The organism is Deinococcus fonticola (assembly GCF_004634215.1).
GTDB classification, from domain to species: domain Bacteria; phylum Deinococcota; class Deinococci; order Deinococcales; family Deinococcaceae; genus Deinococcus; species Deinococcus fonticola.
In genome coordinates, this window is the sequence record NZ_SMMH01000004.1 from 121,116 (window position 1) to 144,982 (window position 23,867).

Below are 23,867 nucleotides of genomic sequence, written 5' to 3' on the forward strand. Positions count from 1 at the left end.
ACCCGTCACGTTGTGAGAAAGTCAGACAGGCACACTTTATTTTCTAAACCGGTTTAAATCATTTATATCAGTCGGGTGGGCACCTGCACGTCACTCAGGCTGAAGTCCGCCTCGCGTGCCTCACGGGCTTTTTGTACCAGTTCCCGGAACGCTGTGCAGTTCGTGTCCATCGCTTCGACCCGCGGCCTCTGTGTCATGTCGGACGCCACCTGCACGCGCAGCATCAGGTCCGGCGACGCGGGCGGCTCACCCACCGCCACTTGCTCCACCACTTCGCGGCCCACCACCACATTGCCCCACGCGGTGAAATTAAGGTTCAGGCGAAACGCCGACCCGCGCATGAAGAAAAGCTCGCTGTTGGCGCTGTCCGGCGCATGCTGCCGCCCCATGCCCGCCACGCCGGGACAGTACGCGCCCCACACCTGAACCTTCCCGTCGGTCTGCCGCGCCGTTTCCGCGTCCGAGGTCGTCAGCACCGGCAGCGTGCCCAGGAATCCCGCGTTGAAGTCCGCCGTGCGCTGAATACACGTCCAGGCCGTCCCCAGCGGCAGACGCGCCGAGAACTCGGGCATCAGATCCGGATGACTCGACGCGCCACCGTCGCGGTTGTTCGGGTTGCCGGTCTGGGCCACGAACCCGTCGATCACCCGGTGAAATTGCAGGCCGTCGTACACGCCCTCACGGGCCAGCAGCTTGACGCGCTCCACGGCCCTGGGCGCCAGCTCCGGGCACATCTCGACCACGACCCGGCCGCGCGTGGTGTCGATCACCAGCAGGTGTTCAGGCAGAAGTTCATTCCACATCGGTTCCTCCAACTAACGCCGCAGCCTCCGCAGCGCCCCCGACACTTCCGGCAGCCGCAGGGCCAGCGCCCCCGCCAGGTAAACGGCCAGCCCTACGCCGCCGGCCACGGCGCCGCCGATCACGCCGCTTACGATGAAGCCGGGCGTGGGCATAAACGGCAGGAAGCGCGAGGCCGCCCAGGCCGCCAGCCCCGCCAGAGCGGCCAGCGGCACGACCCTCAGCAGGTGCAGGGTGAGTTCGCGCAGGGGAAAGCCCAGGGCGCGGCGGTACATCAGGATCAGCGCAGCGGTCATCAGCAGGCCGCTGATCATGGTGCTCACGCCAAAACCCAGCAGGCCCAGGGGGGGCACCAGCAGGCGGTACAGAATGACCTCCAGTACGAAGCCCACGGCGCTGACGGTCACGGCCTCGCGCGTGCGTTCACGGGCGTAGAAGGTGCGCAGCAGCACGGTCACCAGCGCCCACGGCACCAGCGCCAGCGCCCACCCGGTCAGGATGCCCGCCCCGGCCTGAAATTTCGCGGCCTCGAACGTGCGGCTCAGGTTAAACAGGCTCACGGCATACGGCGCCAGGGCCACCAGCAGGGCGCTCATGGGCGCGGCCAGGAAGGTGGTGGTGCGCAGCCCCTGCACGGTCAGCCCCCGGAAGGCGGCCCAGTCGCGGTCGGCCGCGTGCTGCGAGAAACGGGGAAACAGCGCCAGCACCGGCGACACCACGAACAGGCCGTTCACGGTGGTGAACAGCGCCTCGGCGTTGGCGTACCCGGTTTGCGTCCCGGCGGCAAACTGGCTGCTGGTCAGCAGGCGCGTCACGTAGATGTTCAGAAACTGCCGCGCCCCCGCCGTTAGGGTAAAAGGGGCCATCTGCACCAGCACGCGCCTGAGGGCCGGGTGACCCGCCAGCGAAGGCGTGGGCAGCAGCCCAAAGCGGTTCAGGGCCGGCAGTTGCACCACCAGCTGCGCCACGCCGCCCAGCAGCCACCCCAGCGCCAGCCAGGTGGCCGTGCGCGGCAACAGCATCAGCGCCACGATGCTGGCGATGTTGAAGGCCACCGGGGCAAAACTGCTTTCCTTGAAGTGCTCGTCGGCGTTCAGCAGGCCCATCGCCACCGCCGACAGCGAAATCAGCATCAGGAACGGCATCACCAGTTGCGTCATGTACAGCGCCACGCCCCGGTCGACGTTCCCGCCCTGGGCCACCAGAATGTCCACGATCAGCGGCGCGGCCAGAATGCCCAGGGCCATCAGGATCAGGTTCACGGCGATCAGGGTGCCGCTGAAGGCCTGCGCCAGTTTGCGCCGCTCGGCGGCGTCCAGCGTCTTGTACACCGGAATGAACGAGTTGACCAGCGCTCCCTCGGCCAGCAGTTCGCGCAGCAGGTTCGGCACCTTAGACGCCACGTTGAAAGCGTCGGTCAGGGACGTGTCGAACAGGTTGATGATCTGCTGGCGCACGATGCCGCTCAGGCGCGACCCCAGGGTTCCCAGCATGACGATGATGGTGTTGACCCGCAGCGAGCGTTTCGGGCCACCGGCGGGAGGCGCGGCCGCCGCTTCAAAATCGATGTCCAGTTCCGGAAGTTCCGGCGGGGTGGTGGAGGGGCCGGGGGTCGGCGGGACGGTCACGGGCCGTACTTTAGAGCATTGGACAAAAGAACGGAGTGCTTTTTGTCCGAGCTGAGCGAGTGAATTGAGACGAGCAGGCCGAAGAATCGAGGCCGGCGGGTTGCTATTCCGCGCCTGACGGAATGCGGAGACCTGCTCGAGCGCAGAAGAGCCACGCTGGCCTCTCCCCTTTTCCTTTCGCGCGTGCTATCCTCCCGCTTGCCCTTACGGCTTGCGCGCGGAGAGGTGCCAGAGTGGTTGAATGGGTCGGTCTCGAAAACCGAAGTAGTCGCAAGGCTACCGTGGGTTCGAATCCCACCCTCTTCGCCAAAGGGAAAAAGCCCGCCTTCACCGGCGGGTTTTTCGTCGTTGCTCAGCCCTGCTCCAGCATCTGCTTCCAGCTCTCCTGGTCGTCGCCCACGCTCAAGACTTTGCCGCCGCGCACCAGCGGCAGTTTCAGAAGTTCCGGCGTCTCGATGACCCTGGCGATGATGCTCTCTTCGGTGGTGCGCAGATAAGCCAGGTTGCTGGCCGCGTAGGCCTTGCCGCCCATGTCCAGCAGCCCGTTCAGGCCGAATTTCTGCACGAAGCGCTGCAACTCGCCTTTGGCAATGGGGCGTTCCTTCAAGTCCACGAAGTGAATTTTCATCTGACGTTCCTTGAAGAAGCGCTCGGCAGCGCGGGTGGCACTGCTTTTCTTGGTACCGAAAATCTGAACCTGAAGCTCGGGCATGACAGGAGTTTAGCGGGCGCATCACAACAAAAATTCGAGAACCACCGGGAGCAGCAGGCCCAGCAGAAAACCGCCGCCGATTCCGCCTAGCACTACGGGGCGAAGTTCTGGCAGGTGCTTCGGCACGGCCTTCAAGTGTGGATTTTGCCTGGCCAGCCAGAGGAACCACAGCACCCCAAGGCTAGAACTGACGAGCAGAAAAACCGGCCGACCTGGAAAGGCCACCAGGTGGTCAGGGTGGTTCTTCGCGGCCGCCGACTCGCCCAAGTAGACCAGGACGCTGCTCAAGCCCAGTCCAATAAAGAAGAAAGGCAAACCGGACGTGAAGGTCAGCATGCGCCAGAGGGACTTGGCGCGTTGAGGATGAGCTTGCCCTTCCAGTTCATTTACGCGGGCCTGCGCTCTGGCCAGTTCTTCTCTGGCTTGCCGGAGTTCAGCGCTTTCGGGTGGCCGGGCCATACGGCAAAGTGTAAAGTCCAGCGGAAGCGCGTGTGACAGACTTTACGGCGTTATGGCAAATCCCTGGCCAGAGGATCATACAGCGCCTTTCAAACGCCCCCCGTGGCTCAGGCGGCTGGTCAGTCATGTTCCGACCTTTGTGCTTGGAGGCTTGCTGGGCCTCCTGCTGGGGTTGCTGGTGGTCAAAGACACGCGCCACCTGGCCCGGTGGTGGAAGGACATGTGGGCGCCCCTGACTTACGCCTCGGTGGGAAATTTCGATGACTTCATCGTTTACAGCGTCTGCGCCGAAGCCCTGGGGCTCCCCGAGAAAGACGAGGAGATGAAGTTGATGACCTACCAGGGCGAAGCGCAGCGCACGGAGCAGGGCTGGCTTCTGCTCGACGCCATCCAGCCACAGAACGACCAGACGAAGAAGATGACCGTCCCGTTTGCCTGTGAGATCACGGGGGACAGTGTGGACTACATGGAAGTGAAGACCATTCTGCTGAAACAGCCGTAACCGCAATTTGACCGCAAGAAATTCGGCAACGGAGAGTGCCTGCTCGCCTAGCATGTCGGCATGACCGAATTCACCACCGAGAGGCAGCGCTGGGAGGCGGTGCTGGCGCACGAGCGGGCGGCCGACGGCCTTTTCTGGTACGCCGTGAAGACGACGCGGGTATATTGCCGCCCCGCTTGCCCGTCGCGCCGGCCCAGGCGCGAGAACGTGACTTTTTTCGACTCGCCGGCAGAAGCGGTGGCGGCGGGGTTCCGGGCATGCCGACGCTGCCAGCCGGAGCGGGTCAACGCGGCGGCGCAGGCGGTCGCCACCGCGCAACACCTGCTGGACACGGCGCAAACGGAACCGTCCCTGTACGAACTGGCGGCGGCGGTGGGCCTCAGCCCCTTTCACCTCCAGCGCGTGTTCAAGGAGCGCCTGGGCGTCAGCCCCAAGCAGTACGCCCTGCGCGTCCGCACTGACCGGCTGAAAACCGGCCTGCGCACCGGGCAGAGCGTGACCACAGCCCTTTACGACGCCGGGCACGACTCGCCGGCGACCCTGTACGCCAGAAGCACCGATCAGCTGGGCATGACGCCCCGCACCTACGCCCGGGGAGGCCACGGAGAGATGATTCATTACACGGTAGCAAGCAGCCCGCTGGGGCAGATGCTGGTGGCGGCCACGGCACGCGGCCTGTGCGCCGTACGTTTCGGGAACATGGACGACATGGTTCCGCAACTGCGGGCCGAGTACCCGAAAGCCGAGGTCACGGAAGACGCGGAGACCCTGAAACCTTACGTCGCGGGCATTCTGGAGTACCTCAGCGGGCAGAACACTGCCCTGAACCTCCGCACCGACGCGGGCGGCACCGACTTTCAGCAGCGCGTGTGGGACGCCCTGCGCCGCATTCCTTACGGTGAGACGCGCAGTTACGCCGAGCTGGCGCAGATGATCGGGGAACCGGGCGCCGTGCGGGCGGTGGCCAGTGCCTGCGCGCGCAACCCGGTGGCGCTGGTGGTGCCGTGCCACCGGATTGTGCGCACGGGTGGGGCGCTGGGTGGCTACAGGTGGGGCCTGGATATGAAGCAGCGCCTGCTGGACACTGAAAAGGGAAAGACAGGGCAGGCTCAACCCACCCTGTTCTGATAAGAATTCCGGCCCTTCAGTTATGGAATAACTGGAAACCTGAGTGGAGCGAAGAGGAACAAAAAGCGTCCCGGACGTGCAGTGAGCCCTGCGGCGTTTTTCCGGAGGGAGAACGAAACAAACGGGATGCCTGTGCCGGTTGCTGGCCCGTTTCTTGTCGGCCAGCTTCAGTTCACGAACATGCCCAGGTCGCCGTCTGCGCCGCCCACCGGCAGGCCCAGGTGCTCGTAGGCGTGGGCGGTCGCCACGCGGCCCCGGGGCGTGCGTTTAATAAAGCCGAGCTGAATCAGGTAGGGTTCGTACACGTCTTCCAGCGTCAGGGCATCCTCGGAAATGGCGGTCGCAAGGGTGTCCACGCCGACCGGGCCACCCGCGAAACGGTGAATCAGCGTTTCCAGGTACTTCTTGTCGCGGTCGTCGAGGCCCGCCGAGTCGAGGCCCTGCTTGTCGAGGGCGTCGTGGGCCCGCGTCAGGCCGATGCTGCTTTCCCCGGCGACCTCGGAAAAGTCCCGCACGCGCCGCAGCAACCGCTTGGCAATGCGCATGGTGCCGCGTGAACGCGCCCCGATTTCCAGCGCGGCGTCTTCTTCCAGCCCGAAGCCCAGCATGCGGGCGTCACGCAGCAGGTTGGTGGCGATTTCCTCTGCGGTGTAATACTCCAGGTGCTCGATGATGCCGAAGCGGCTGCGCATGGGCGCGGTGATCAGGCCGGGGCGGGTGGTCGCGCCCACCAGCGTGAAGCGTGGCAACGGCAACTCGATGGTGCGGGCGGCTGGCCCCTGCCCCAGCACGATGTCCAGCTTGAAATCCTCCATCGCGGGGTACAGGTGTTCCTCGGCCACGCGGCCCAGACGGTGGATTTCGTCGATGAAGAGCACGTCGCCTTCCTCGATGCTGTTGGTCAGGATGGCCGCCAGATCGCCGGGCTTCTCGATAGCGGGGCCGGAGGTGACGCGGATGTTCACGCCCAGTTCGTGCGCGATGATGTACGCCAGGGTGGTCTTGCCCAGTCCGGGCGGGCCGAACAGCAGGGTGTGGTCGAGCGCTTCTTTACGCCCGCGCGCCGCCTGAAGGTAGACGCTGAGTTTCTCCTTGAGCCTCTCCTGGCCGACATACTCGTGCAGGGTCTTGGGCCGCAGGGCGGCGTCGTTTTGCAGGTCAGGCGCGGTCATAGCCAAGATCATACCCTGATTTAGGTGTGAACGGAATAGGCAAGGCATGCTCTGTAATATTGCCCTAACGGGGCGTCGCTGTCATGGTGCTTGTGTCGCTCACTTGCCGCCCTGCTGCGCCAGCACCGCCTGGGCGACTTCAAGGCCGGCGGCCACGGTTGCCCGGATAAGTTGCGGGTCAAGCAGCCGGTCGCCGGGCTGGTGGTAATTGGCATCCAGGCCGCGGTGAAAGAACAGCACCGGCACGTTCTGCTGCTGAAAGGGCACGTGGTCGCTGCCGCTTTCCTGCCCTTCGAGCAGATCGACCCCGCTCACCGCCTGCGCCGCGTTCACCAGCGCACGGCTTCCGGTGGCCTGAAGCGGCTGCACGTCCACGCCCACCATGTCGAAGTTCAGCATGGCTTTCAGCCCGCCCAGCAGCGCCGGGTGGCGGCCCGTGAAGTGCTTTGCTCCCAGCAGTCCGTTTTCCTCGCCGTCGAACAGCACGAAGTAAGCGCGGGCACTCAGGGGCGTGTTGACGGTCCGGCGCGCGAGTTCCAGCACCGTCAGGGTGCCCGAGAGGTTGTCGTTCGCGCCGGGGGCGCCGGGCACACTGTCCAGGTGCGCCCCGAACAGCACCTCGGGCTGGGTGACGCCCTTTTTGTACGCGATGAGGTTCTGCGCCTGCACGGTGGTCTGCTGCACGCGGACATTCAGGGTCACGTCCTGCCCGTCCCCGAGTCGTTCAGCGGCCCCGGCAGGCACCCCCAGCACGGGAAACGCCAGGGGCGTGGTCAGCCGGCCCCGGAGCGGCTGATCTTCCGAGTTGAGGATAATCAGGCCGGTCGCTCCGGCCCTCTGGGCGTTCTCGGCTTTCTCCAGAAAAGGAATCCTCCCGCGGGCGACCACTGCCAGCTTGCCTTTCACGTCCACGCGGGCAAATCCAGCCGACGTGCCGAACTCCGGGACGTTCACGACTGCGCCGCTGACGCTGCCGCCCGCGCTGCCTTCCAGGGCCAGGCCGCTGACCGTGCCGGCCGTGGTCGTCACGCCCGAACCCAGGTCGTCGAAGCGCGGATAGGTGAAGGGCTCCCGCTGCGTTTCGTATCCCAGGAGGCGCAGTTGCGTTTCCAGATAGGTGCGGGCCAGCTCGTTGGCCGGCGTTCCTGCTACGCGCGGGCCGAACTTCAGGATGTTCTCGACGTTGGCTTCGAGGCTCGCGGGCGGCTGAGGCGCGGGTGACTGCGTTGCTGATCCCTGTGTTGCTGGTACCTGCGTTGCTGGCAGCGGGGTAACGGGAGCCTGCGCGAGGGCCAGAGGCAGGGCCGTCAGGCAGGCCAGCAGCGCGCCCAGGATGTCTTGAGGCATGGCGTCAGCTAAGCACACCCCAGCCAGGTATACCGTGGCCGAAAAACAGTGACGGTTTCCCGCATGAAAAAAGCCGGGGCACACGGCCCCAGCTTGCGTATTTTTCCTGTCCTGTCAGGTTACTGGCGGTCTTTGATGTCCACGTAACGCTGGTTGCTCTTGCCGATGTAATAGGCGTCGGGGCGCAGCAGGCGGTTGTTCTGGCTGTACTCGATCACGCTGGCGCACCAGCCGCTGATGCGGGCCAGCGCGAAGATGGGCGTGAAGTACTCCTTCTTGATGCCCAGGTCAGCGTACACGGTGCCGCTGTAGAAGTCCACGTTCGGGTAGATGCCGCGGTCACCGATGCGGTCGACCACGGTCTTCTCGATGTTCTCCAGAATCTGGTAGTAGTTGCTCTTGCCTTCCTTGCCGGCCACGTGCGCGGCGTAATCGCGCAGGACGCGGCTGCGGGGGTCGAAGTTCTTGTACACGCGGTGACCGACGCCCATGATCTTTTCTTTCTTGTTCAGTTTGTCGGTGATGTAGTCCACGGCGTTCTCGGGGCTGCCGATCTCGTCGAGCATCACCATGACCTGCTCGTTGGCGCCGCCGTGCAGTGGCCCCTTGAGCGCACCGATGGCGCTGACGATGCAGGAGTACATGTCGCTGATGGTGCTGCTGGTGGCGATGGCGGTGAAGGTGCTGGCGTTCATGCCGTGGTCGGCGTGCAGGATCAGCGCGATGTCGAACAGCCGGGCCTGCTCAGCGGTGGGCTCCTTGCCGTTGAGCATGTACAGGTAGTTGCCGGCGTGCGTCAGGTCGGCGCGCGGGGCCACGATGTCCTGGCCTTCTTGCACGCGGTTGATGGCGGCGATGATGGTGGCGAACTGCGCGATCATTCGGATGCTGATGGCGCGGCGGGCTTCAGGGGTGACTTCCTCGGACTCCTGGTCGGTCAGGCCCAGGTAGGACACGGCGGTGCGCAGCGCCTGCATGGGGTTGGCGCCCCTGGGCATGTTGCGGATCAGGTCTTCGACTTCTCTGGGAATGGCGCGGTTGGCTTTCAGTTCCGCGTCGAATTTCGCCAGTTCGGCGGCCGTGGGCAGTTCGCCGTCGAGCAGCGCCAGCGACAGTTCCTCGAAGGTGCTTTTCTCGGCCCACTCCTGAATGGGAATGCCCAGGTGGGTCAGAATGCCCTCCGAGCCATTGATAAACGTGAGCTTGCTCTCGGTGAAGAGCACTCCTTCCAGGCCTTTTGCAATTTGCGTCATGGTGAAAATAAGGATACCAGGCTTGCCGGAACTGACCCTGAACTGACGGTTAAACGTCCCCAATCCGGTGACAAGACCGGCTCTTTTGGCCCTGCAAGGGCTGTCCGCTAGCGCAGTCCTCCGAATTCCGCGCTCTGTGAAAGGTCACCCCAGATCGCTCCATCCTTCGCCCTGCTCATACAAATTCACTCGCTCCGCCCGGACAGAAAGCGCTCCGTTCTTTTGTCAAATGCTCTAGACTGCCGTCCGATGCCCGTCACCCTTGCGCTGGACACCGCCACCCCCTTCCTGACCCTCGCCCTGGCGTGGGAAGGCGGGACGCTGGAGATCAGCCGTGAAGTGGGCCGGGCGCATGCCGAGCGGCTGGCCGACGCGACCAGAGAACTGTTCGGGGAAGCGGGGCTGCCCTTCCGTGCGGACACGCTGGTGATCGGCACCGGGCCGGGGTCTTACACGGGCGTGCGTGTGGGGGCCAGTTACGCGCTGGGGCTGGGACGTGTGTGGAGCGCCCCAGTACTGGGCGTCAGCACGCTCGAGGGCCTGGTGCAGGGTTCCGGGCGACAGGCGGTCAGCCAGGACGCCCGCAAAGGCAACGTGTACAGCGCCGTGTACGACGCCCAGGGTGGCGTGGTTCAGCAAACGGTCGAACCGGTCGCCAAGCGGGAAGCCACGGAATTTACCGCCACCCTCAACGGTCTGCCGCACCACCAGGACACCGCCCCCAGCGGACTTTCACTGCTGCGGGCCGGGCTGGCACACGGCGTCCGCGAGTGGCAACTGGCTTACCTGTAACCCAGATTCCCTGGAGCCCATAGAACTGGCCACCCGTGTCAGTCACGGGCGAGCCCGGCGACTACCTGAGTAGCGCGGCCGACAGAATAGCCACCACCTAAAGATAGAAAGAACACCGCCCACCCATAAAGGGCAGGCGGTGCCAGCGGCGGAAGCTTTACTCGCCCTGGGTTTCGGGGGCGGCTTCGACCTCGTTGGCGGCGGGCGCTGCTGCGGCGTTGGCTTTGGCAGCCTTGGCGTTGGCGGCGTCTTTCATCACGCGGCTGCGGTCGGACTTGATGCGGGCAGCCTTGCCGCGCAGGTCACGCAGGTAGTACAGCTTGGCGCGGCGCACCTTGCCGCGTTCCATGACGCTCACCTTGGCGACCAGCGGGCTGCTGAACGGAAACACGCGCTCCACGCCTTCACCGAAAGAAATTTTGCGCACGGTGAAGCTCTTGCGGCTGCCGGTGCCGTTGACGGCGATCACGACGCCCTCGAAGGCCTGGTTGCGGGTGCGGTTGCCTTCCACCACTTTCGTTTCCACGCGCACGGTGTCGCCGGGGCGGAAATCGGGGAGTTCCTTGAGGTGGGGCTGTTCGACGGCCTTCAGGATGGCCCCGCGGTTGACTTTGATGGCGCTTTGCATGACTTCTTTTCTCCTTCGGGCAGCGGACCACTCCACGGTTCAGCCTGGACTGATGCCAGACGGTGCTGGCCGGGGCGTTCTTACTCCTTAACGACTTGCTCCACTCCTGGGGCAGCAAATCAAGCCTGAGAAGTATACCTGGCCCCGGCCAGGGAGGCAAGTGCGAAAAAGCACCTTTCCGGCTGCCCGGACACGCCAAGATGAGAGACGTGAACGACGGTTCAGTTCGTGATTCCCTGCTGTCCAGCGCCCGTGAAGCCGCCCAGTCGCAGCGCCGCCGCCTGTCTGAAGTCAAAGCCCGCGAGCACGTGGGCGCGGCCGGCTGGGCGCAGACCTCCGCGCTGGAAAGCATCGTGCGCGCCGGCCGCGAGGGTCTGGCCGCCACCGACGCCCTGCGCCAGGTGGTGTCGCTGACCACCGAGCAGCTGCGCAACCTGCCCCTGAAGGCCATGACCAAGCAGCGCGACGCTCACCTGGACGCTTTGCAGGACATCTTGCAGAGCAGCACCGAGCAGCTCACGTCCGCGCAGGCGCTGGACCAGCTGATCTGCGGGGCGCTGGAGGACGTGGCAGAGGTTCCGCTCGACGAGCTGAACATCCAGCGCCTGAAAGCCATTCATGCCCGGCTTCAGGAGCAGGTCGGCGCCCTGAACACCATCATGGACGCCGCGAAAGTGCAGGCGCGGACGCTGGAACAGGTGACCGAACTCGAGCAGGTGATCGCCGAGCACCAGCAGCGCGTCACCGAGATCCGTCAGTTCAGCGCCGAGCACGAACTGGCGGCCCTGGGCGAGGCCGGGGCGGACATCGCCGAGCGCATTACGCAACTGGACGAGGCGTACCCCCAGCAGCTCAGCGCGCTCGAGCAGATCGGGGAAGCGGTGGTGCAGCAACTTGCCGAGACGGGCGCCGCCAGCGAGCAGCAGGCCGCCACGCTGGAGAAACTGGCGCAGGCCGCGCAGGAGAAAGCCGCCGAGGTTCGGGGCAACCCTCAGAGCTGAATCCAGTAGCGCCGGATGGGTTTGTCGTGGAAGTCGAGGCTGAATTCACCTTCCAGTTCGCCGCCGTTTTTCTCGATGGTGCGGCGTGACCCCAGGTTCTCGACATCGCAGGTGACCAGGGCGCGGTCGATCCCGATTTCCCGGCAACGTTCCAGCGCGAGCTTGAGGGCCAGCGTAGCATTGCCCTGCCGGCGGGCGGACGGGCGAATTTCATACCCGATGTGACCGCCGAACTCGCGTAAGCGCTCATTGAGGCTGTGGCGGATGCTGACGCGCCCCAGGTAAGTGTCCCCGTCCACCAGCCACCGATACTCGCTGTGAACGAAGCCCTCGGGCAGGTTCTGGCCTGGTTCGTACCGCTGAAGGTTCTTCAGCAGGGCCTCGAAATCGCGTTCGATGTCCGGCACGTTCCACAGGAGGGTGTCGCCCAGTCCGCTGCCGGCTGCCTGCGCTTCCTTCACGGCTTCTATGAAACTTGCTTGATATCTGGCGGAGGGCCTGACGAGTTCACGCATGACCCAACGTAACTGAACGCCCCACCGGAATCATGCGCCAGATGGCGTAACTTATACGGCTTCCGTTTTTCTCCTTCTCGCTTCGCTCGGATTGAACCGTTATGTCAACGATCCAATCGGAGTTGGTCTCAGACTTCCACGCCGGGCGGTTGAACCTGATCGCCGCCGTGGTAATAGACGCGGGAGTTGGCGGGGACGCTCTGCGTGATCCATACGTTCCCGCCGATGACGCTGCCCTGGCCGATCACGGTCTTGCCGCCCAGGATGGTCGCGCCGGAGTAGATCACCACGTTGTCCTCGATGGTGGGGTGGCGTTTCTGACTGGCGAGGGCCTTGGTGACGCTGAGTGCGCCCAGCGTGACGCCCTGGTAAATCTTGACATTCGTGCCGATGTGCGTCGTTTCGCCGATGACGACGCCGGTGCCGTGGTCAATGCAGAACTGCGGGCCGATGACCGCGCCGGGGTGAATGTCGATGCCGGTGCGGCTGTGCGCGTGCTCGGTGATCAGGCGCGGCAGCAGGGGGACGTTCAGGCGATGCAGCTCGTGCGCGAAACGGTACAGGGCCACGGCGTAAAACCCAGGATAGGTGCGGATCACCTCGTACTCGCTGCGGGCCGCCGGATCACCGTCGAGCAGGGCCTGGGCGTCCTGCACCAGCACGCCAAAGATGCCGGGAATGGCATTCATGAAGTCCCGCGCGATGTCGGTGGGGGGCCGGATCAATTCGCCCCTCAGGGATTCCAGAATGCGGCGGAGTTCGGCCCGCAGCGCCCCGAACTCGGCTTCCAGCTCGGGCACCGAATTCATGCACTCGCCCTGACGCTCGGGAAACAGCGCGTACAGCAGGCGGTTGGCGAAGGCCAGGGCTTCGGCCGACGGTGGGTAACGCCGCCCACGGCGGTGGTGCTGCATCAACGTGGCAAAAAACTCGGCGTCCATGGGGAAAGTATAGGCAGGAAGGCAGGCGGCGGGCCGACCAGAGGTCTAACCGCCCAGCGGCAGAAAACATCGGCCCCGCGCGCTCAAAGCCCTGGGTCGCGCCACGCTTGACCTGATGGTCGGCGGAAACTTGTTGAGCGCAAAGGTCTTCTTTGGACGCACAAACGCCTACACTCCGGGGTATGGCCCCTTCCCCTTCCCTGCACGCGGCGCAGCAAGTGACCGACCTGATCGGGCGAACGCCCCTGGTGCGCCTGAATACCCTCTCGCGGCCCGGCGTGGACATCTACGCCAAACTGGAAGGCCAGAACCCCGGCGGCAGCGTCAAAGACCGTGCGGCCCGGCGCATGATCGAAGGCGCCCTGGAGCGCGGTGACCTGCCGCCCGGCAAGCGCATCATCGAGGCCACCAGCGGCAACACGGGCATTGCCCTGGCCATGATCGCGCGGCAAAAGGGGCTGCAACTGGAACTGGTGATGCCCGAGAACGCCACTGCCGAGCGCGTGGGCACCATGCGGGCCTACGGCGCCACCGTGACCCTGACGCCCACCGCCGGGGGCATGGAAGGCGCGATCGACTACGCCCGCGAACAGGTGGAAAAGGGCGAAGCGTGGATGCTCAACCAGTTCGGCAACCCCGACAACCCGCAGGCGCACTACGAAACCACCGGGCCGGAACTGTGGGCGGACACCGCCGGCCAGATCACGCATTTCGTGTCCAGCATGGGTACCACCGGCACCATCATGGGCACGTCGCGTTACCTGAAGGAACAGAACCCGGACGTGCGGATCGTGGGGGTGCAGCCCACCGAGGGCTCCAGCATTCCCGGCATTCGCCGCTGGCCCAAAGAGTACCTGCCCACCATTTTCGAGCCGCAGCGCGTCGACCGGATCGTGGACATCAGCGAGGATGAAGCCCGCGCTATGACCCGCCGGCTGGCCCGCGACGAGGCGGTGTTCGGCGGTATGAGCAGCGGTGGAGCAGTGGCCGCCGCCGTGAAAGTCGCCGCCGAACTGGAGAGCGGCCTGCTGGTGTGCATCATCTGCGACCGGGGAGACCGTTACCTGAGCAGCGACCTGTTCACGAAGGACGATTAAGCCCGGCCGAGCAGGCGCCGCAGCACCTCGCCCAGGGGACGCGCGTGCGTGAGCCAGGCATTGTGCGGTGCGCCGGGCAACTCGACGAATTCAGCGTTTGGAAGCAGGTACGCCAGTTGACGGGCCGGCCAGGAAGGGCGAATATCCGCGCCCATGTGCAGAAAAGTGATGGGCACGTTCAGGCGCGACAGGCGGGCGAGCAGGTCAGGGGTTTTGATGAACCGTCTGTAGTCGGTTCGTAGGGCAGCATGAACGTCTTCGCTGTACTCCACCACGAAGTCCGCCTCAAGGTGTTTCCCGGCCTCGTAAGCGGCTTTCCAGTCACGGTCATACTGGATGCCCGTTCCAGCGAAAGAAATCAGTTTCGAGACGCGATCTGGATGCATCAGGGCATAGGCCAGTCCCAGATCAGCGCCCCACGAGTGGCCCAGCACGTCCCACGCGTCTAAGTTCAGGTGCTCGCGCAGGGCTTCCAGATCAGCGATGCCCGTGGCGATGTCGTGCGGCCTACCCTGGCTTCTGCCCACGCCACGAGGGTCAGTCAGGAAACACGTGCGATGTTCAAGGAGTTCTGCCACGGGACGCAGGTAATTCACGCATCCCGGCCCGCCAGAGAGAACAAGCAAAGGCTCGCCGTCGCCCAGTTGCTCAGTGAACAGGTTCGTTCCATCGGGTGCTTGAAAGTGCATTGGCCCATGCTGCCCGGTTCGCAGCCGCAAGGCATCAGTACAATGGCCTGTCCCCGCCATCTGGACGCCTGTAACCAGCCTGAGCACATCAATTCACCACTTTCCCCTGTCAATGGCCACGGAAACCGCATCTGAAACACGTTAAAAAATGCCCTGTGCGGTTTACAATCCAAAGCGTGACCGCCTCGACTTTCGACATCCTCGACCTGGGCACCGTGCCTTACCGCGCAGCCTGGGATTTGCAGCACCAGCACCACGAACGCGTGGTCGCCGGGGGAACACCTACGCTGCTGCTGCTCGAGCACCCGCCCGTGCTGACCCTGGGCCGCAAGGCCAGGGACGGCCACAACATCATCGTCACGCGGGAATACCTGGCCTCTCAGCACATTGAGGTGCTGGAGATCGAGCGCGGCGGTGACGTGACCTACCACGGCCCCGGCCAGCTGGTCGCCTACGCCATTTTTCCGGTGGGCCGCAAAATTGTGGATTTCCTGCGGCTGCTGGAACAGGCCACCATAGAGGCCCTGAGCACCCTGGGCCTGCCGGACGCCCGACCCAACCCCGGTTACGCCGGCGTGTACGTGAATGACCGCGAAGTGAACGGCCGGGTGTACGGGCAGAAAATCGCCAGTTTCGGTGTGGCGGTCAAGCGGCACGTGGCCCTGCACGGCATCGGGCTGAACATCAGCACGAATTTGCAGCACTTCGACCTGATCGTCCCCTGCGGCCTCACCGACACCCAGATGACCAGCGTCCAGCGCGAGTACGACCTGCGCGGCATCGACCGTACCGTCCGCGTGCCGGAGGCCAAGCAGGCCCTGGCGGACGCCTTCAGGGACGTTTTCGCCAGCTACGACTGGAGTATTCCGGTCTTAACCCCAACTCCTCCGGCGACAGCTCCGCTTGAAAGGGAGCCCGCTTCCGCCCGCTGACCACTTTTTTCCAGAAGCCACACCCTCTCCACCACGATCACATAAAGGAACCCACATGACCCAGCAAGACTCGAGTTCACCGGAAGTCAAATTCATCAAGAACGGCATTTACCGCAAGGACAGCGTGCCGGTGCGGGAGAAGAAACCGGAGTGGCTGAAAATCAGCATTCCCACCGGGCAGGTGTACACCGAAGTTCGCAAGATCGTCAAAGAGCACCGCCTGCACACGGTGTGCGAGGAAGCCATGTGCCCCAACATCAGCGAGTGCTGGAGCCGGGGCACGGCGACGTTCATGCTGATGGGTCACATCTGCACGCGGGCCTGCAAGTTCTGCGCGGTGGACACCGGGAACCCCATGGGCAAACTGGATCTGGAAGAACCCCGCAGCGTGGCCGAGAGCGTGAAACTGATGGCGCTGAAGTACGTGGTGCTGACCAGCGTCGACCGCGACGACCTACCGGACGGCGGCGCGTACCACTTCGCCAAGACCGTGAAGGCCATCAAGGACGTGAACCCGGAGACCCGCGTGGAGGCCCTGACGCCCGACTTCGGCGGCAATACTCACTGCGTCGATCTGGTGCTGGACAGCGGCGTGGACACCTACGCGCAGAATCTGGAGACGGTGCGCCGCCTCACGCACCCGGTGCGGGACATTCGCGCCGATTACGACCAGACCCTGGCGGTGCTGGCGCACGCCAAAAAAGCCCGCCCCGACGTGATCACGAAAACCAGCATCATGCTGGGCCTGGGCGAAACCCGCGAAGAAATCCTGGAGGCCATGAAAGATTGCCGCGCCGCCGGGGTGGACGTCCTGACGTTCGGGCAGTACCTGCGCCCCACCATGCACCACCTGCCCGTCGAGCGTTACGTTCCCCCCGCCGAATTCGACGAGATCCGCGAGGAAGGCCTGAGCCTGGGCTTCATGGAAGTCGTGGCCGGGCCACTGGTGCGCAGCAGTTACAAAGCCGAGCAGATCGTCATGGACAAACCCGGCGGCCTGCCCGAGCACCTGAAGCACATCCAGGAAGGCAGCGAGCTGAAACTCATCTGAGCGCGGCTTCCTCTCGTCCCCCATGTTCTTCGGGATATGGGGGCTTTTTGTCGCCACTTTCAGACGGTGGGTGGCTTCCGCCTGGATACAATGTCTGTGAAGTACCCGGCTTGATCGCGTTTCTTTTCTTTCTGGTGGTGACCTATGCTCGAGGCTCGTGTTCAACTTCACCGTGAGTTTTTCCTGTCTCGCACGCCGGGGCAGCGGTTGTTCGTGGCGCTTCACCTGCAACCGCTGGAAGCGGCGCGGCTGGTGCGTCCGGCCCTGTCGGTGGCGTTCGTGGTGGACACGTCGCAGAGCATGCGGGAACGGGTGACGCCGCCCACGAGTTTCAGTGACGCGCTTCTGGGTTCGGGGAAGGACAAGCTCGACCTGGTGGTGCAGGCGCTCGAAGGGCTGCTGGTGTCCGATTTGCTGCGCCCGGAAGATCGCCTCTCGCTGACGCAGTTTGATGATGGGGCCAGGGTCGTGCTGCCATTCACGTCGGCGGCGGAGCAGGAGAAGTTGCGCGGGGCCATCCGGAAGCTGCCGAATTTCAGTGGTGGAACCAGCATGGGAAAGGGCATGCAAAAGGCGCGGCCTTTGCTGGCGCAGGAGCAGGGGAACAGGCGCATGGTGCTGCTGACGGACGGGCAAACGCGGGATGAAGGGCTGGTGCGGCGCGAAACGAACGAACTGGCGCAACTCGACATTCCCGTCACGACTGTAGGGGTCGGGGATGACGTGAACACGGCCCTGCTCACGAAGGTTGCTGACCTGACGCAGGGAAAGCCGGTGGACGTCGTGCCGGACTCGCAAAACCCCCAGCCGCCAGCCGTGCGGGCCTCCGACCTGCCTGCCGCGCTGCTGGGCGACCTGCAAAGTGCCGCGAACGAAGTGCTGACGAAAGTGACGCTGGGCATTCGCACCATTCAGGGCGTCACCACCGAACGCGTGACCCGGGTGCAACCCACACAGACGGAGGTGGACTTGACGCGCACCCCCTACCCGCTGGGCAACCTGGACGCGCAGACCGGCTCGACGTTCGTGCTGGAATTCAGCGTGCCGGACCGTACCCCATCTCGTGTCCGGATTGGGCAGTTGGTGGTGGGGTATCAGGTGCCGGGAACCACAGACCGGGCCGAACTGCCGCCGCTGGACATCGTGATCGAGTTCACCGCCGATGACAGCCTGGCCGCCCGCATTCACCCGGACGTGATGCGCTGGGTACAGCAGCGTAACATCGAGGGGCTTGTCGTGCAGGCCACCCAGGAAAGCAACCCGCAAGTCGCGCACGAGAAACTGCTTCTGGCGCGGCAACTCACCAAGCGGCTCAAGAACGACACCATGACCCGCGTCCTCGATCAGGCCATAGGGGAATTACAAGCCGGAAAGACCATCAGCATCAATACCGCGAAAACCCTGCGCATCGGCGCGAAAACCCAGACCCTGCGTGTCGAAGACAAGACCCTGCCCAGCGACGAGGACATTCGCCGCATCACCGGAGCGTGACTACCCCGAGCAAGCGGGTAAAGTGTGATATGCAAAAACATCTGGCCTTTACGTGTGTTTTTAGCATTCTGAGCTTCGCTGTGGCCCGTCCGAGCGTGGATCGGCTGGGCATCTGTTACGAGTTCAAGGGAAAGGCCGTGACGCGTGCCCCCTGCGTCATCAGTCCGGGGTATGGAGCAGGGGCACAGTACGTGACCTACACGTTCAACAACAGGGAATTCTACGTGGAATACCCGAACCTCAAGCCCAACTCAGCTCCCACGTTGAACGGAAAAACGGCCATCGAGTACAGGCGAGACGCCAGTTTCTTCGCAATCCTGAAGGGCGCACCTGTCGAGGGGGAAACGTACATCAACTGCATCAAGACGAAGGACGGAAAAACGGACGTATGCGTGCTGGAAACGGACTGATCCGGTTCGGAACGGCATGTCGCCACGCCGGGAGGGGAGCTACGAAGCCCCGCCGAAGGGCTGCCCTTCCCGGTTTTCGCACGCCCGGATGACTTTCTGCACGTTCTCCGCCAGTGGTTCGGTGCAGTCCAGTTCCAGGTCGTAATGGGTGAAGGTGTGGACGGTTTCGGCGTCCCGGCGGGCGTCCCCGGCACGGCGATCGGCCCTGGCCTGTTCGCGGCGTTCCAGTTCCTCGACGGGGCAGTTCCTCGACGGGGCAGTGCAGGCCGATCAGGAACACGTCATGGCCGTGCAGGAACTGCCCGAATTCGGCCCACATGGCGGGCGTTTCAATGATGTAGTCCACCACGAGGTCGTTCCCGGCGTCCAGCAGGGCGGGCAGGCAGCGGTTGAAGCCCTGGAAGACGTGCGGGCGGAGTTGTGTCCAGTCACGAATTCTCCCCTCGGGTGTGCGGGGCAACACGTTGGCGTCGAACATGAAGAAGTCGAGGCTGAAGTGCAAAAAAGGCCGGGGCAGGGCGTCACGCAGCGCGCGGCAGAGGGTGGTCTTTCCGGAACTGCTTGCGCCGTTGACGAGAATCAGGGAGCCGGGCATCACGGAGCAGTATCCGGTTTTTCCAGCGGTGGGGGTATCCGCACAGTAGCTTAACGTGGTCACCTGGCCCTGGCCCGTCGATACACCTGCTTTTGATGCCTTCTTTTCACGCCTGCTGTACGGGGTTCATGTAGTATCAGGGGGTTCTATGCACCCTGACTGGAGGCCCTATGCCGCTTTACAACCTGGATGAACTGACGCCCGACGTGCATCCCAGCGCCTTTGTCGCGCCGAGTGCGGACGTGATCGGGCAGGTGGTGCTGATGGAGAACGCCAGCGTGTGGTTTGGCGCGGTGCTGCGCGGGGATCTGGAACCCGTGACGGTGGGGGCGGGCTGCAACGTGCAGGACGGCGCGGTGCTGCACACGGACCGGGGCTTTCCCTGCGTGCTGGAGCGGGACGTCACGGTGGGCCACCGGGCCATTGTTCACGGGGCGTTCTGCGCGGCGGGAAGCCTGGTGGGCATGGGGGCCGTCATGCTGAGCGGCTCCCGGCTGGGCGCGGGCGCGGTGCTGGGCGCCGGGGCGCTGCTGCCCGAGGGTGCGGAGGTGCCAGCCGGAAAACTGGCGGTGGGCATCCCCGCCCGCGTGATCCGGGACGTGGCGGCGCCGTCGAACGCGCCGCGTTACGTGGAGAACGCCCAGCGCTACCTCGCGGGCCTGCGCCCGGCAATGGGAAAACGCACTGAGCACGAGGAGGAGTGGGTGTGACCGATCCCCGTCAACGCCGCCCAGCGGCGCCCCGCACCAGCCAGCCGCCAAAGGCAGAGGAGCAGTTGCCCCATAATCTTCCGCAGAACCTGGCGGAAGGTGTTCTGGAGTCACCCATCTGGATCGGGGATGACGAGCCCGCAGTGCCCGAAACGCCCACCAACGAGATCGCGGACGAACCCGTCGACCTGATCGACGAGCTGAAACCCATGTACACCAGCCCCGCCCCCTTCCTGGCGCGGTTCCTGCCGCAAAGTGCGCCGACGTACCTGGGCCTGAGGGCGCCTTACTGCGACCTGCACGCTTTCCTGAAATACCTGCACGAGATCGCGTGGCATGGGTACATCCACGCCTCGCTGGGCGACCAGAGTGCTTACGTGCTGGTGTTCGAGGGCCGCACCGTGGCCGCCGCGGCCGCCAGCGCCACGGGTGAACAGGCACTGGGAGAAATGCTGAACCTGTACGAGCAGGGCGCAGACATTTCGGCGCATCCGCTCTCGCACACGCTGGCGCACGTTCTGAGCGGGGTCGGGTCACGCGCCTGGAAATTCAACCTCACCGAGGACTTCACTGGCCTGCACGCCCGCCCCAGCGGCGCCATTTTCTACGCGCGCGGTGAGATCGTGGCCACCATGCCCGCTACCCTGCCCTACGAGGGCGCTTTTCCTGCGCCATTGCGCCCGCAGACGCTGATCTTGCCGCGCAGCCTGGCCGGGTGGGCGCACCACACCTACAGCCCCACCCTGCGCGGCAGAGACGCCGTGAACCCCATCACCGACATTCACCTGTCCTTCAAAGCCAAGTACGGCCCCCCCGGCATCGGCCTGATGAAAGCCATCCTGCAAAACCTGACCCCGGCCGAGTACGCCATGCGCGAAGACCTGGCCCTGCATGAAATCGAGCCGCTGCTCCAGGACTTCAGCAAAACCGGCTACCTCCGCGAAGGGTAAAAGGGAGGAGTAAACCGGGCGGGCAGCTGGGGTGCGGCGGCCTGACAGGAACTTCCGGAAGCGTCCCAGGTCGCACGGTGCACCGCGCCCCGAAATCGGCTAAACTCCTGTCCATGATCTGCTCTGCGCTTCAAAGTCGGGGACTTCGCACCTAGCCTGAACGCTCGTGTGCCTGTCCCCGCCTTTGCGCGGGGCTTTTTTTGGATGGGGAGGTGAAGAATGACAGCAAAGGTCGGCATTGTGGAGGTTCTGGCCAACCAGATTCTGCAAGGTGTAGGGAGTGGCGAGCGGCCTTTCATCTGCCTTCAGAAGTTGGTGCAGCAGCAGGGCAGCGGCCCCGTCCTGCTGGTTCATGTCCTTATCTCGCTGGGTCTTGCAGGCGGAAAGGCCATAGCAGCGGTGGGCGCCGCGCAGGGCTTCTCCTCAGCCCTCACGCCAGACGAAGTGGATTCTTTCCTTCTTGAAGCCATTCAAACGACGGATTTAGCGATGTCATCTAAACACCCCTCAAAAGTTCAGGAGAACACACCATGACCACCGACACCCCTGTTCCGGATCACACCACCAAGCCGAACATCACCGAACCCCGCGCCGAGCGGTACAACCCTCATGCCATCGAGGGCAAATGGCAGGAGCAGTGGGAAAAAGACGGCCTGTACACGTTCAACGAGGACGCACCGGGCGAGAAGTATTACGCCCTGACCATGTTTCCTTACCCGTCGGGCAACCTGCATATCGGCCACTGGTACGCGAATATCGCGCCGGATGCCCGCGCCCGCTGGCTGCGTATGCGCGGTTATAACGTGCTGTTCCCGATGGGCTTCGACGCCTTCGGGTTGCCGGCCGAGAACGCCGCCATCAAGAACAATGTCGATCCGGCCATCTGGACCTACCAGAACATCGATCACATGACCGGGCAATTTAAGCGCATGGGCACCATGATCGACTGGAGCCGCAAGTTTGCCACGTCCGACCCGGAGTACTACCGCTGGAACCAGTGGTTTTTCATCGAGTTTTACAAGCGCGGCCTGGCCTACAAGAAAGACGGCCTGGTGAACTGGTGCCCCAAGGACCAGACAGTGCTGGCCAACGAGCAGGTCGTGAACGGCGCGTGTGAGCGCTGCGGCACCCCGGTCGAGCGGCGCAACCTGAACCAGTGGTACCTGCGAATTACCGACTACGCCGATGAACTGCTGGATTTCACGCACACCGATATGCCCGAGAAGGTTCGCCTGATGCAGACCAACTGGATCGGCAAGTCGGTGGGGGCGGAAGTGACCTTCGATACGCCCGCCGGCCCGGAAACGGTGTTCACCACGCGGCCCGATACCCTGATGGGCGCGACCTTCATGGTGCTGGCCCCCGAGCACGCCAAAGTGGCGGCCCTGACCACCCCGGAGCAGCGCGGGGCGGTGGAGGCTTACGTGAAGGCCGCCGGGCGCAAGACGGACGTGGAACGCCAGCAGGAAGGCGAGAAGACGGGCGTGTTTACGGGGAGTTTCGCCACGCACCCGATCAGCGGGCATCAGGTGCCGATCTGGGTGGCGGATTACGTGCTGGCGACCTACGGCTCCGGGTCGATCATGGCCGTTCCCGCGCACGACGAGCGCGATTTCGCGTTTGCCAGGGCGTTCGACCTGCCCATTCAGGAAGTGATTCGCGCTCAAGGGGCTGAACCGATGGGCGACCACCCCGAAGCGCCTTACAGCGGTGAGGGGCTGATCGTCAATTCCGGGGAGTTCGATGGGATGCCCGGCGGCAAGGCCAGCATCGCTACGATTGTGGCAAAGCTGGAGGCGCAGGGCATCGCCAGAGCCAAGACCACCTACCGCCTGCGCGACTGGCTGTTTGCCCGCCAGCGCTACTGGGGCACGCCGGTGCCGTTTATTCACTGCGAGAAGTGCGGCATGCAGCCTGTGCCTTACGATCAACTGCCGGTCAAGTTGCCCAAAAACGTGGAGTTCACGCCCACCGGGCAGAGTCCACTGAAACTGGATCAGGAGTGGCGCAGCACCACCTGCCCGAACTGCGGCGGCCCTGCCGAGCGCGACACCGACACCATGGACACCTTCGTGGACAGCAGCTGGTACATGTACCGTTACCTGTCGCCGCACTACGAGGGCGGCCCGTTCGACCCCAGCAAGGCGAAGTTGCTGCCGGTCGACCTGTATACCGGCGGCATCGAGCACGCCATTTTGCACCTGCTGTACAGCCGCTTCTGGACGAAGGTCATGCGCGACATGGGCCTGACCACGCAGCATGAACCGTTCGCCAGGCTGCGCAACCAGGGCATGATCCTGGGCGAGGACGGCGAGAAGATGAGCAAATCTCGCGGCAACGTGATCGACCCGGATGACCTGGTGAACGAGTACGGCGCCGACACCGTGCGGACTTTCCTGATGTTCATCGCGCCGTGGGAACTGGGCGGCCCGTGGGACTCGCGCGGTGTGGGCGGCCCGGCGAAGTGGCTGGGGCGCGTGTGGAACCTGTATTTCGAGGAGAAGCCGGTCGGCCCCGAGGAGAAACTGACCGAAGCGGACGTGCGCTACGCCGTGCACAGCACCCTGAAGAAGGTGGATACGGATTTCGAGCGCATGAGCTTCAACACCATCATTGCCGCGCTGATGGAACTGACGAACACGCTGGTGAAAGCCAAGCGCAGCCCGGTGTACGGCACCCCCGTCTGGGACGAGGCGCTGAGCATCTTCAACCGGATGCTGGCGCCCGTCGCGCCGCACATTGCCGAGGAGCTGTATCAACAGAGACTGGGGACGCCGCAGGGCGATCCGGCAAGCGTTCATGTTCAGCAGTGGCCCAGCGTGGACGAGGCGGCGGCCACCCGCGACAGCGTGACCATCGGTGTGCAGGTGAGCGGCAAGGTGCGCGGCGAGGTGAACATCTCCAAGACCGCTACGCCGGAAGAAGCCCTGGCCGCCGCGAAAGCCAACCCGGACGTGGCCCGCTTCATCGAGGGCAAGGACGTGGTGAAGGAAATCTACGTGCCAGGGCGCATCATCAATATCGTGGTTCGCTAACCTCATCGGCGAAAAGCTCCCGCTTCGG

Annotated in this window: 25 protein-coding genes, 1 tRNA gene and 1 pseudogene; 14 read left to right on the forward strand and 13 right to left on the reverse strand. The window is 64.3% G+C overall.

What is annotated here, in order from left to right; translation table 11 throughout:
- Nucleotides 1–62: 62 nt before the first annotated feature.
- Both E5Z01_RS03855 and murJ read right to left on the reverse strand, forming a co-directional pair.
- Nucleotides 63–803: a peptidylprolyl isomerase gene (locus E5Z01_RS03855; RefSeq protein WP_135228169.1), complete on the reverse strand. Its 741-nt coding sequence runs from the start codon at nt 801–803 to the stop codon at nt 63–65.
- A gap of 12 nt (nt 804–815) precedes the next feature.
- Nucleotides 816–2,429: a murein biosynthesis integral membrane protein MurJ gene (murJ, locus tag E5Z01_RS03860; protein ID WP_135228170.1), complete on the reverse strand. Its 1,614-nt coding sequence runs from the start codon at nt 2,427–2,429 to the stop codon at nt 816–818.
- A gap of 219 nt (nt 2,430–2,648) precedes the next feature.
- On the opposite strand from murJ, the gene E5Z01_RS03870 reads away from it, so the two are divergent.
- Nucleotides 2,649–2,738: transfer RNA gene (locus tag E5Z01_RS03870), tRNA-Ser, on the forward strand.
- Nucleotides 2,739–2,781: 43 nt separating this feature from the next.
- Here the strand turns inward: E5Z01_RS03870 and E5Z01_RS03875 are convergent.
- A complete protein-coding gene (locus E5Z01_RS03875) occupies nt 2,782–3,141 on the reverse strand; it encodes an arsenate reductase family protein (RefSeq protein WP_170311948.1) in 360 nt (119 codons plus the stop codon).
- Between the two features lie 21 nt (nt 3,142–3,162).
- A complete protein-coding gene (locus E5Z01_RS03880; RefSeq protein ID WP_135228171.1) occupies nt 3,163–3,477 on the reverse strand; it encodes a hypothetical protein in 315 nt (104 codons plus the stop codon).
- Between the two features lie 274 nt (nt 3,478–3,751).
- Here E5Z01_RS03880 and E5Z01_RS03885 point away from each other — a divergent pair, with 274 nt between their 5' ends.
- Both E5Z01_RS03885 and ada read left to right on the forward strand, forming a co-directional pair.
- Nucleotides 3,752–4,102 carry a hypothetical protein gene (locus tag E5Z01_RS03885; RefSeq protein WP_135228172.1) on the forward strand — a complete coding sequence of 117 codons (351 nt, stop codon included), beginning with the start codon at nt 3,752–3,754 and terminating at the stop codon, nt 4,100–4,102.
- Between the two features lie 60 nt (nt 4,103–4,162).
- Complete coding sequence (gene ada / locus E5Z01_RS03890; RefSeq protein WP_135228173.1) at nt 4,163–5,230, forward strand: bifunctional DNA-binding transcriptional regulator/O6-methylguanine-DNA methyltransferase Ada; 1,068 nt, start codon at nt 4,163–4,165, stop codon at nt 5,228–5,230.
- 167 nt (nt 5,231–5,397) lie between these two features.
- On the opposite strand, the gene ruvB is transcribed toward ada, so the two are convergent.
- The 3 genes from ruvB to E5Z01_RS03905 form a co-directional block, all read right to left on the reverse strand.
- On the reverse strand, nt 5,398–6,402 hold the full coding sequence (gene ruvB / locus E5Z01_RS03895; RefSeq protein ID WP_135228174.1) for a Holliday junction branch migration DNA helicase RuvB: 1,005 nt from the start codon (nt 6,400–6,402) through the stop codon (nt 5,398–5,400).
- Between the two features lie 99 nt (nt 6,403–6,501).
- Nucleotides 6,502–7,749: a M28 family peptidase gene (locus E5Z01_RS03900; protein WP_135228175.1), complete on the reverse strand. Its 1,248-nt coding sequence runs from the start codon at nt 7,747–7,749 to the stop codon at nt 6,502–6,504.
- Between the two features lie 119 nt (nt 7,750–7,868).
- The gene (locus E5Z01_RS03905; RefSeq protein ID WP_119765648.1) at nt 7,869–9,002 is read right to left on the reverse strand and encodes a citrate/2-methylcitrate synthase; all 1,134 of its coding nucleotides are present in this window, start codon (nt 9,000–9,002) and stop codon (nt 7,869–7,871) included.
- Nucleotides 9,003–9,251: 249 nt separating this feature from the next.
- Between E5Z01_RS03905 and tsaB the strand changes: the two genes are divergently transcribed.
- Complete coding sequence (gene tsaB, locus E5Z01_RS03915) at nt 9,252–9,794, forward strand: tRNA (adenosine(37)-N6)-threonylcarbamoyltransferase complex dimerization subunit type 1 TsaB (protein WP_135228176.1); 543 nt, start codon at nt 9,252–9,254, stop codon at nt 9,792–9,794.
- A 157-nt stretch (nt 9,795–9,951) separates the two neighbouring features.
- On the opposite strand, the gene rplS is transcribed toward tsaB, so the two are convergent.
- Nucleotides 9,952–10,422 (reverse strand): 50S ribosomal protein L19, encoded by a 471-nt coding sequence (gene rplS, locus E5Z01_RS03920; RefSeq protein WP_119765644.1) that lies wholly within the window; start codon nt 10,420–10,422, stop codon nt 9,952–9,954.
- Between the two features lie 209 nt (nt 10,423–10,631).
- On the opposite strand from rplS, the gene E5Z01_RS03925 reads away from it, so the two are divergent.
- Entirely contained in the window at nt 10,632–11,423 is a 792-nt protein-coding gene (locus E5Z01_RS03925; protein ID WP_420810827.1) for a coiled-coil domain-containing protein, read from the forward strand.
- Here E5Z01_RS03925 and E5Z01_RS03930 read toward each other — a convergent pair.
- Both E5Z01_RS03930 and E5Z01_RS03935 read right to left on the reverse strand, forming a co-directional pair.
- Nucleotides 11,414–11,938: a GNAT family N-acetyltransferase gene (locus E5Z01_RS03930; protein WP_135228178.1), complete on the reverse strand. Its 525-nt coding sequence runs from the start codon at nt 11,936–11,938 to the stop codon at nt 11,414–11,416. The genes E5Z01_RS03925 and E5Z01_RS03930 overlap by 10 nt on opposite strands.
- 128 nt (nt 11,939–12,066) lie before the next feature.
- Entirely contained in the window at nt 12,067–12,879 is an 813-nt protein-coding gene (locus E5Z01_RS03935; RefSeq protein WP_135228179.1) for a serine O-acetyltransferase, read from the reverse strand.
- A gap of 182 nt (nt 12,880–13,061) precedes the next feature.
- Between E5Z01_RS03935 and cysM the strand changes: the two genes are divergently transcribed.
- Nucleotides 13,062–13,976 carry a cysteine synthase CysM gene (gene cysM / locus E5Z01_RS03940; protein WP_135228180.1) on the forward strand — a complete coding sequence of 305 codons (915 nt, stop codon included), beginning with the start codon at nt 13,062–13,064 and terminating at the stop codon, nt 13,974–13,976.
- On the opposite strand, the gene E5Z01_RS03945 is transcribed toward cysM, so the two are convergent.
- Nucleotides 13,973–14,665: an alpha/beta fold hydrolase gene (locus tag E5Z01_RS03945; RefSeq protein ID WP_167757755.1), complete on the reverse strand. Its 693-nt coding sequence runs from the start codon at nt 14,663–14,665 to the stop codon at nt 13,973–13,975. The genes cysM and E5Z01_RS03945 overlap by 4 nt on opposite strands.
- 176 nt (nt 14,666–14,841) lie before the next feature.
- On the opposite strand from E5Z01_RS03945, the gene lipB reads away from it, so the two are divergent.
- The 4 genes from lipB (at nt 14,842) to E5Z01_RS03965 (ending at nt 18,549) form a co-directional block, all read left to right on the forward strand.
- Complete coding sequence (gene lipB, locus E5Z01_RS03950; RefSeq protein ID WP_135228182.1) at nt 14,842–15,597, forward strand: lipoyl(octanoyl) transferase LipB; 756 nt, start codon at nt 14,842–14,844, stop codon at nt 15,595–15,597.
- Between the two features lie 55 nt (nt 15,598–15,652).
- Complete coding sequence (lipA, locus tag E5Z01_RS03955) at nt 15,653–16,648, forward strand: lipoyl synthase (protein ID WP_135228183.1); 996 nt, start codon at nt 15,653–15,655, stop codon at nt 16,646–16,648.
- Nucleotides 16,649–16,792: 144 nt separating this feature from the next.
- Complete coding sequence (locus E5Z01_RS03960) at nt 16,793–18,139, forward strand: vWA domain-containing protein (RefSeq protein WP_135228184.1); 1,347 nt, start codon at nt 16,793–16,795, stop codon at nt 18,137–18,139.
- A gap of 80 nt (nt 18,140–18,219) precedes the next feature.
- On the forward strand, nt 18,220–18,549 hold the full coding sequence (locus tag E5Z01_RS03965; RefSeq protein WP_135228185.1) for a hypothetical protein: 330 nt from the start codon (nt 18,220–18,222) through the stop codon (nt 18,547–18,549).
- Between the two features lie 39 nt (nt 18,550–18,588).
- Here the strand turns inward: E5Z01_RS03965 and E5Z01_RS20335 are convergent, their stop codons facing one another.
- Nucleotides 18,589–18,777 (reverse strand): phosphotransferase-like protein, encoded by a 189-nt coding sequence (locus E5Z01_RS20335; RefSeq protein WP_205750461.1) that lies wholly within the window; start codon nt 18,775–18,777, stop codon nt 18,589–18,591.
- Nucleotides 18,778–18,826: 49 nt separating this feature from the next.
- Nucleotides 18,827–19,144 (reverse strand): annotated as a pseudogene (locus tag E5Z01_RS20340) (phosphotransferase-like protein); the annotation flags it as partial.
- A gap of 170 nt (nt 19,145–19,314) precedes the next feature.
- On the opposite strand from E5Z01_RS20340, the gene E5Z01_RS03975 reads away from it, so the two are divergent.
- The 4 genes from E5Z01_RS03975 to leuS all read left to right on the forward strand — a co-directional run bounded on the left by E5Z01_RS03975 (nt 19,315) and on the right by leuS (nt 23,839).
- Complete coding sequence (locus E5Z01_RS03975) at nt 19,315–19,854, forward strand: gamma carbonic anhydrase family protein (protein WP_135228186.1); 540 nt, start codon at nt 19,315–19,317, stop codon at nt 19,852–19,854.
- Nucleotides 19,851–20,804, forward strand: a complete 954-nt coding sequence (locus E5Z01_RS03980) for a hypothetical protein (protein ID WP_338069130.1) — start codon at nt 19,851–19,853, stop codon at nt 20,802–20,804. The genes E5Z01_RS03975 and E5Z01_RS03980 overlap by 4 nt, the downstream gene beginning before the upstream one ends.
- A gap of 219 nt (nt 20,805–21,023) precedes the next feature.
- Nucleotides 21,024–21,338, forward strand: a complete 315-nt coding sequence (locus E5Z01_RS03985; protein ID WP_135228187.1) for a hypothetical protein — start codon at nt 21,024–21,026, stop codon at nt 21,336–21,338.
- A complete protein-coding gene (leuS, locus tag E5Z01_RS03990) occupies nt 21,335–23,839 on the forward strand; it encodes a leucine--tRNA ligase (protein ID WP_135228188.1) in 2,505 nt (834 codons plus the stop codon). The genes E5Z01_RS03985 and leuS overlap by 4 nt, the downstream gene beginning before the upstream one ends.
- Nucleotides 23,840–23,867: the final 28 nt, after the last annotated feature.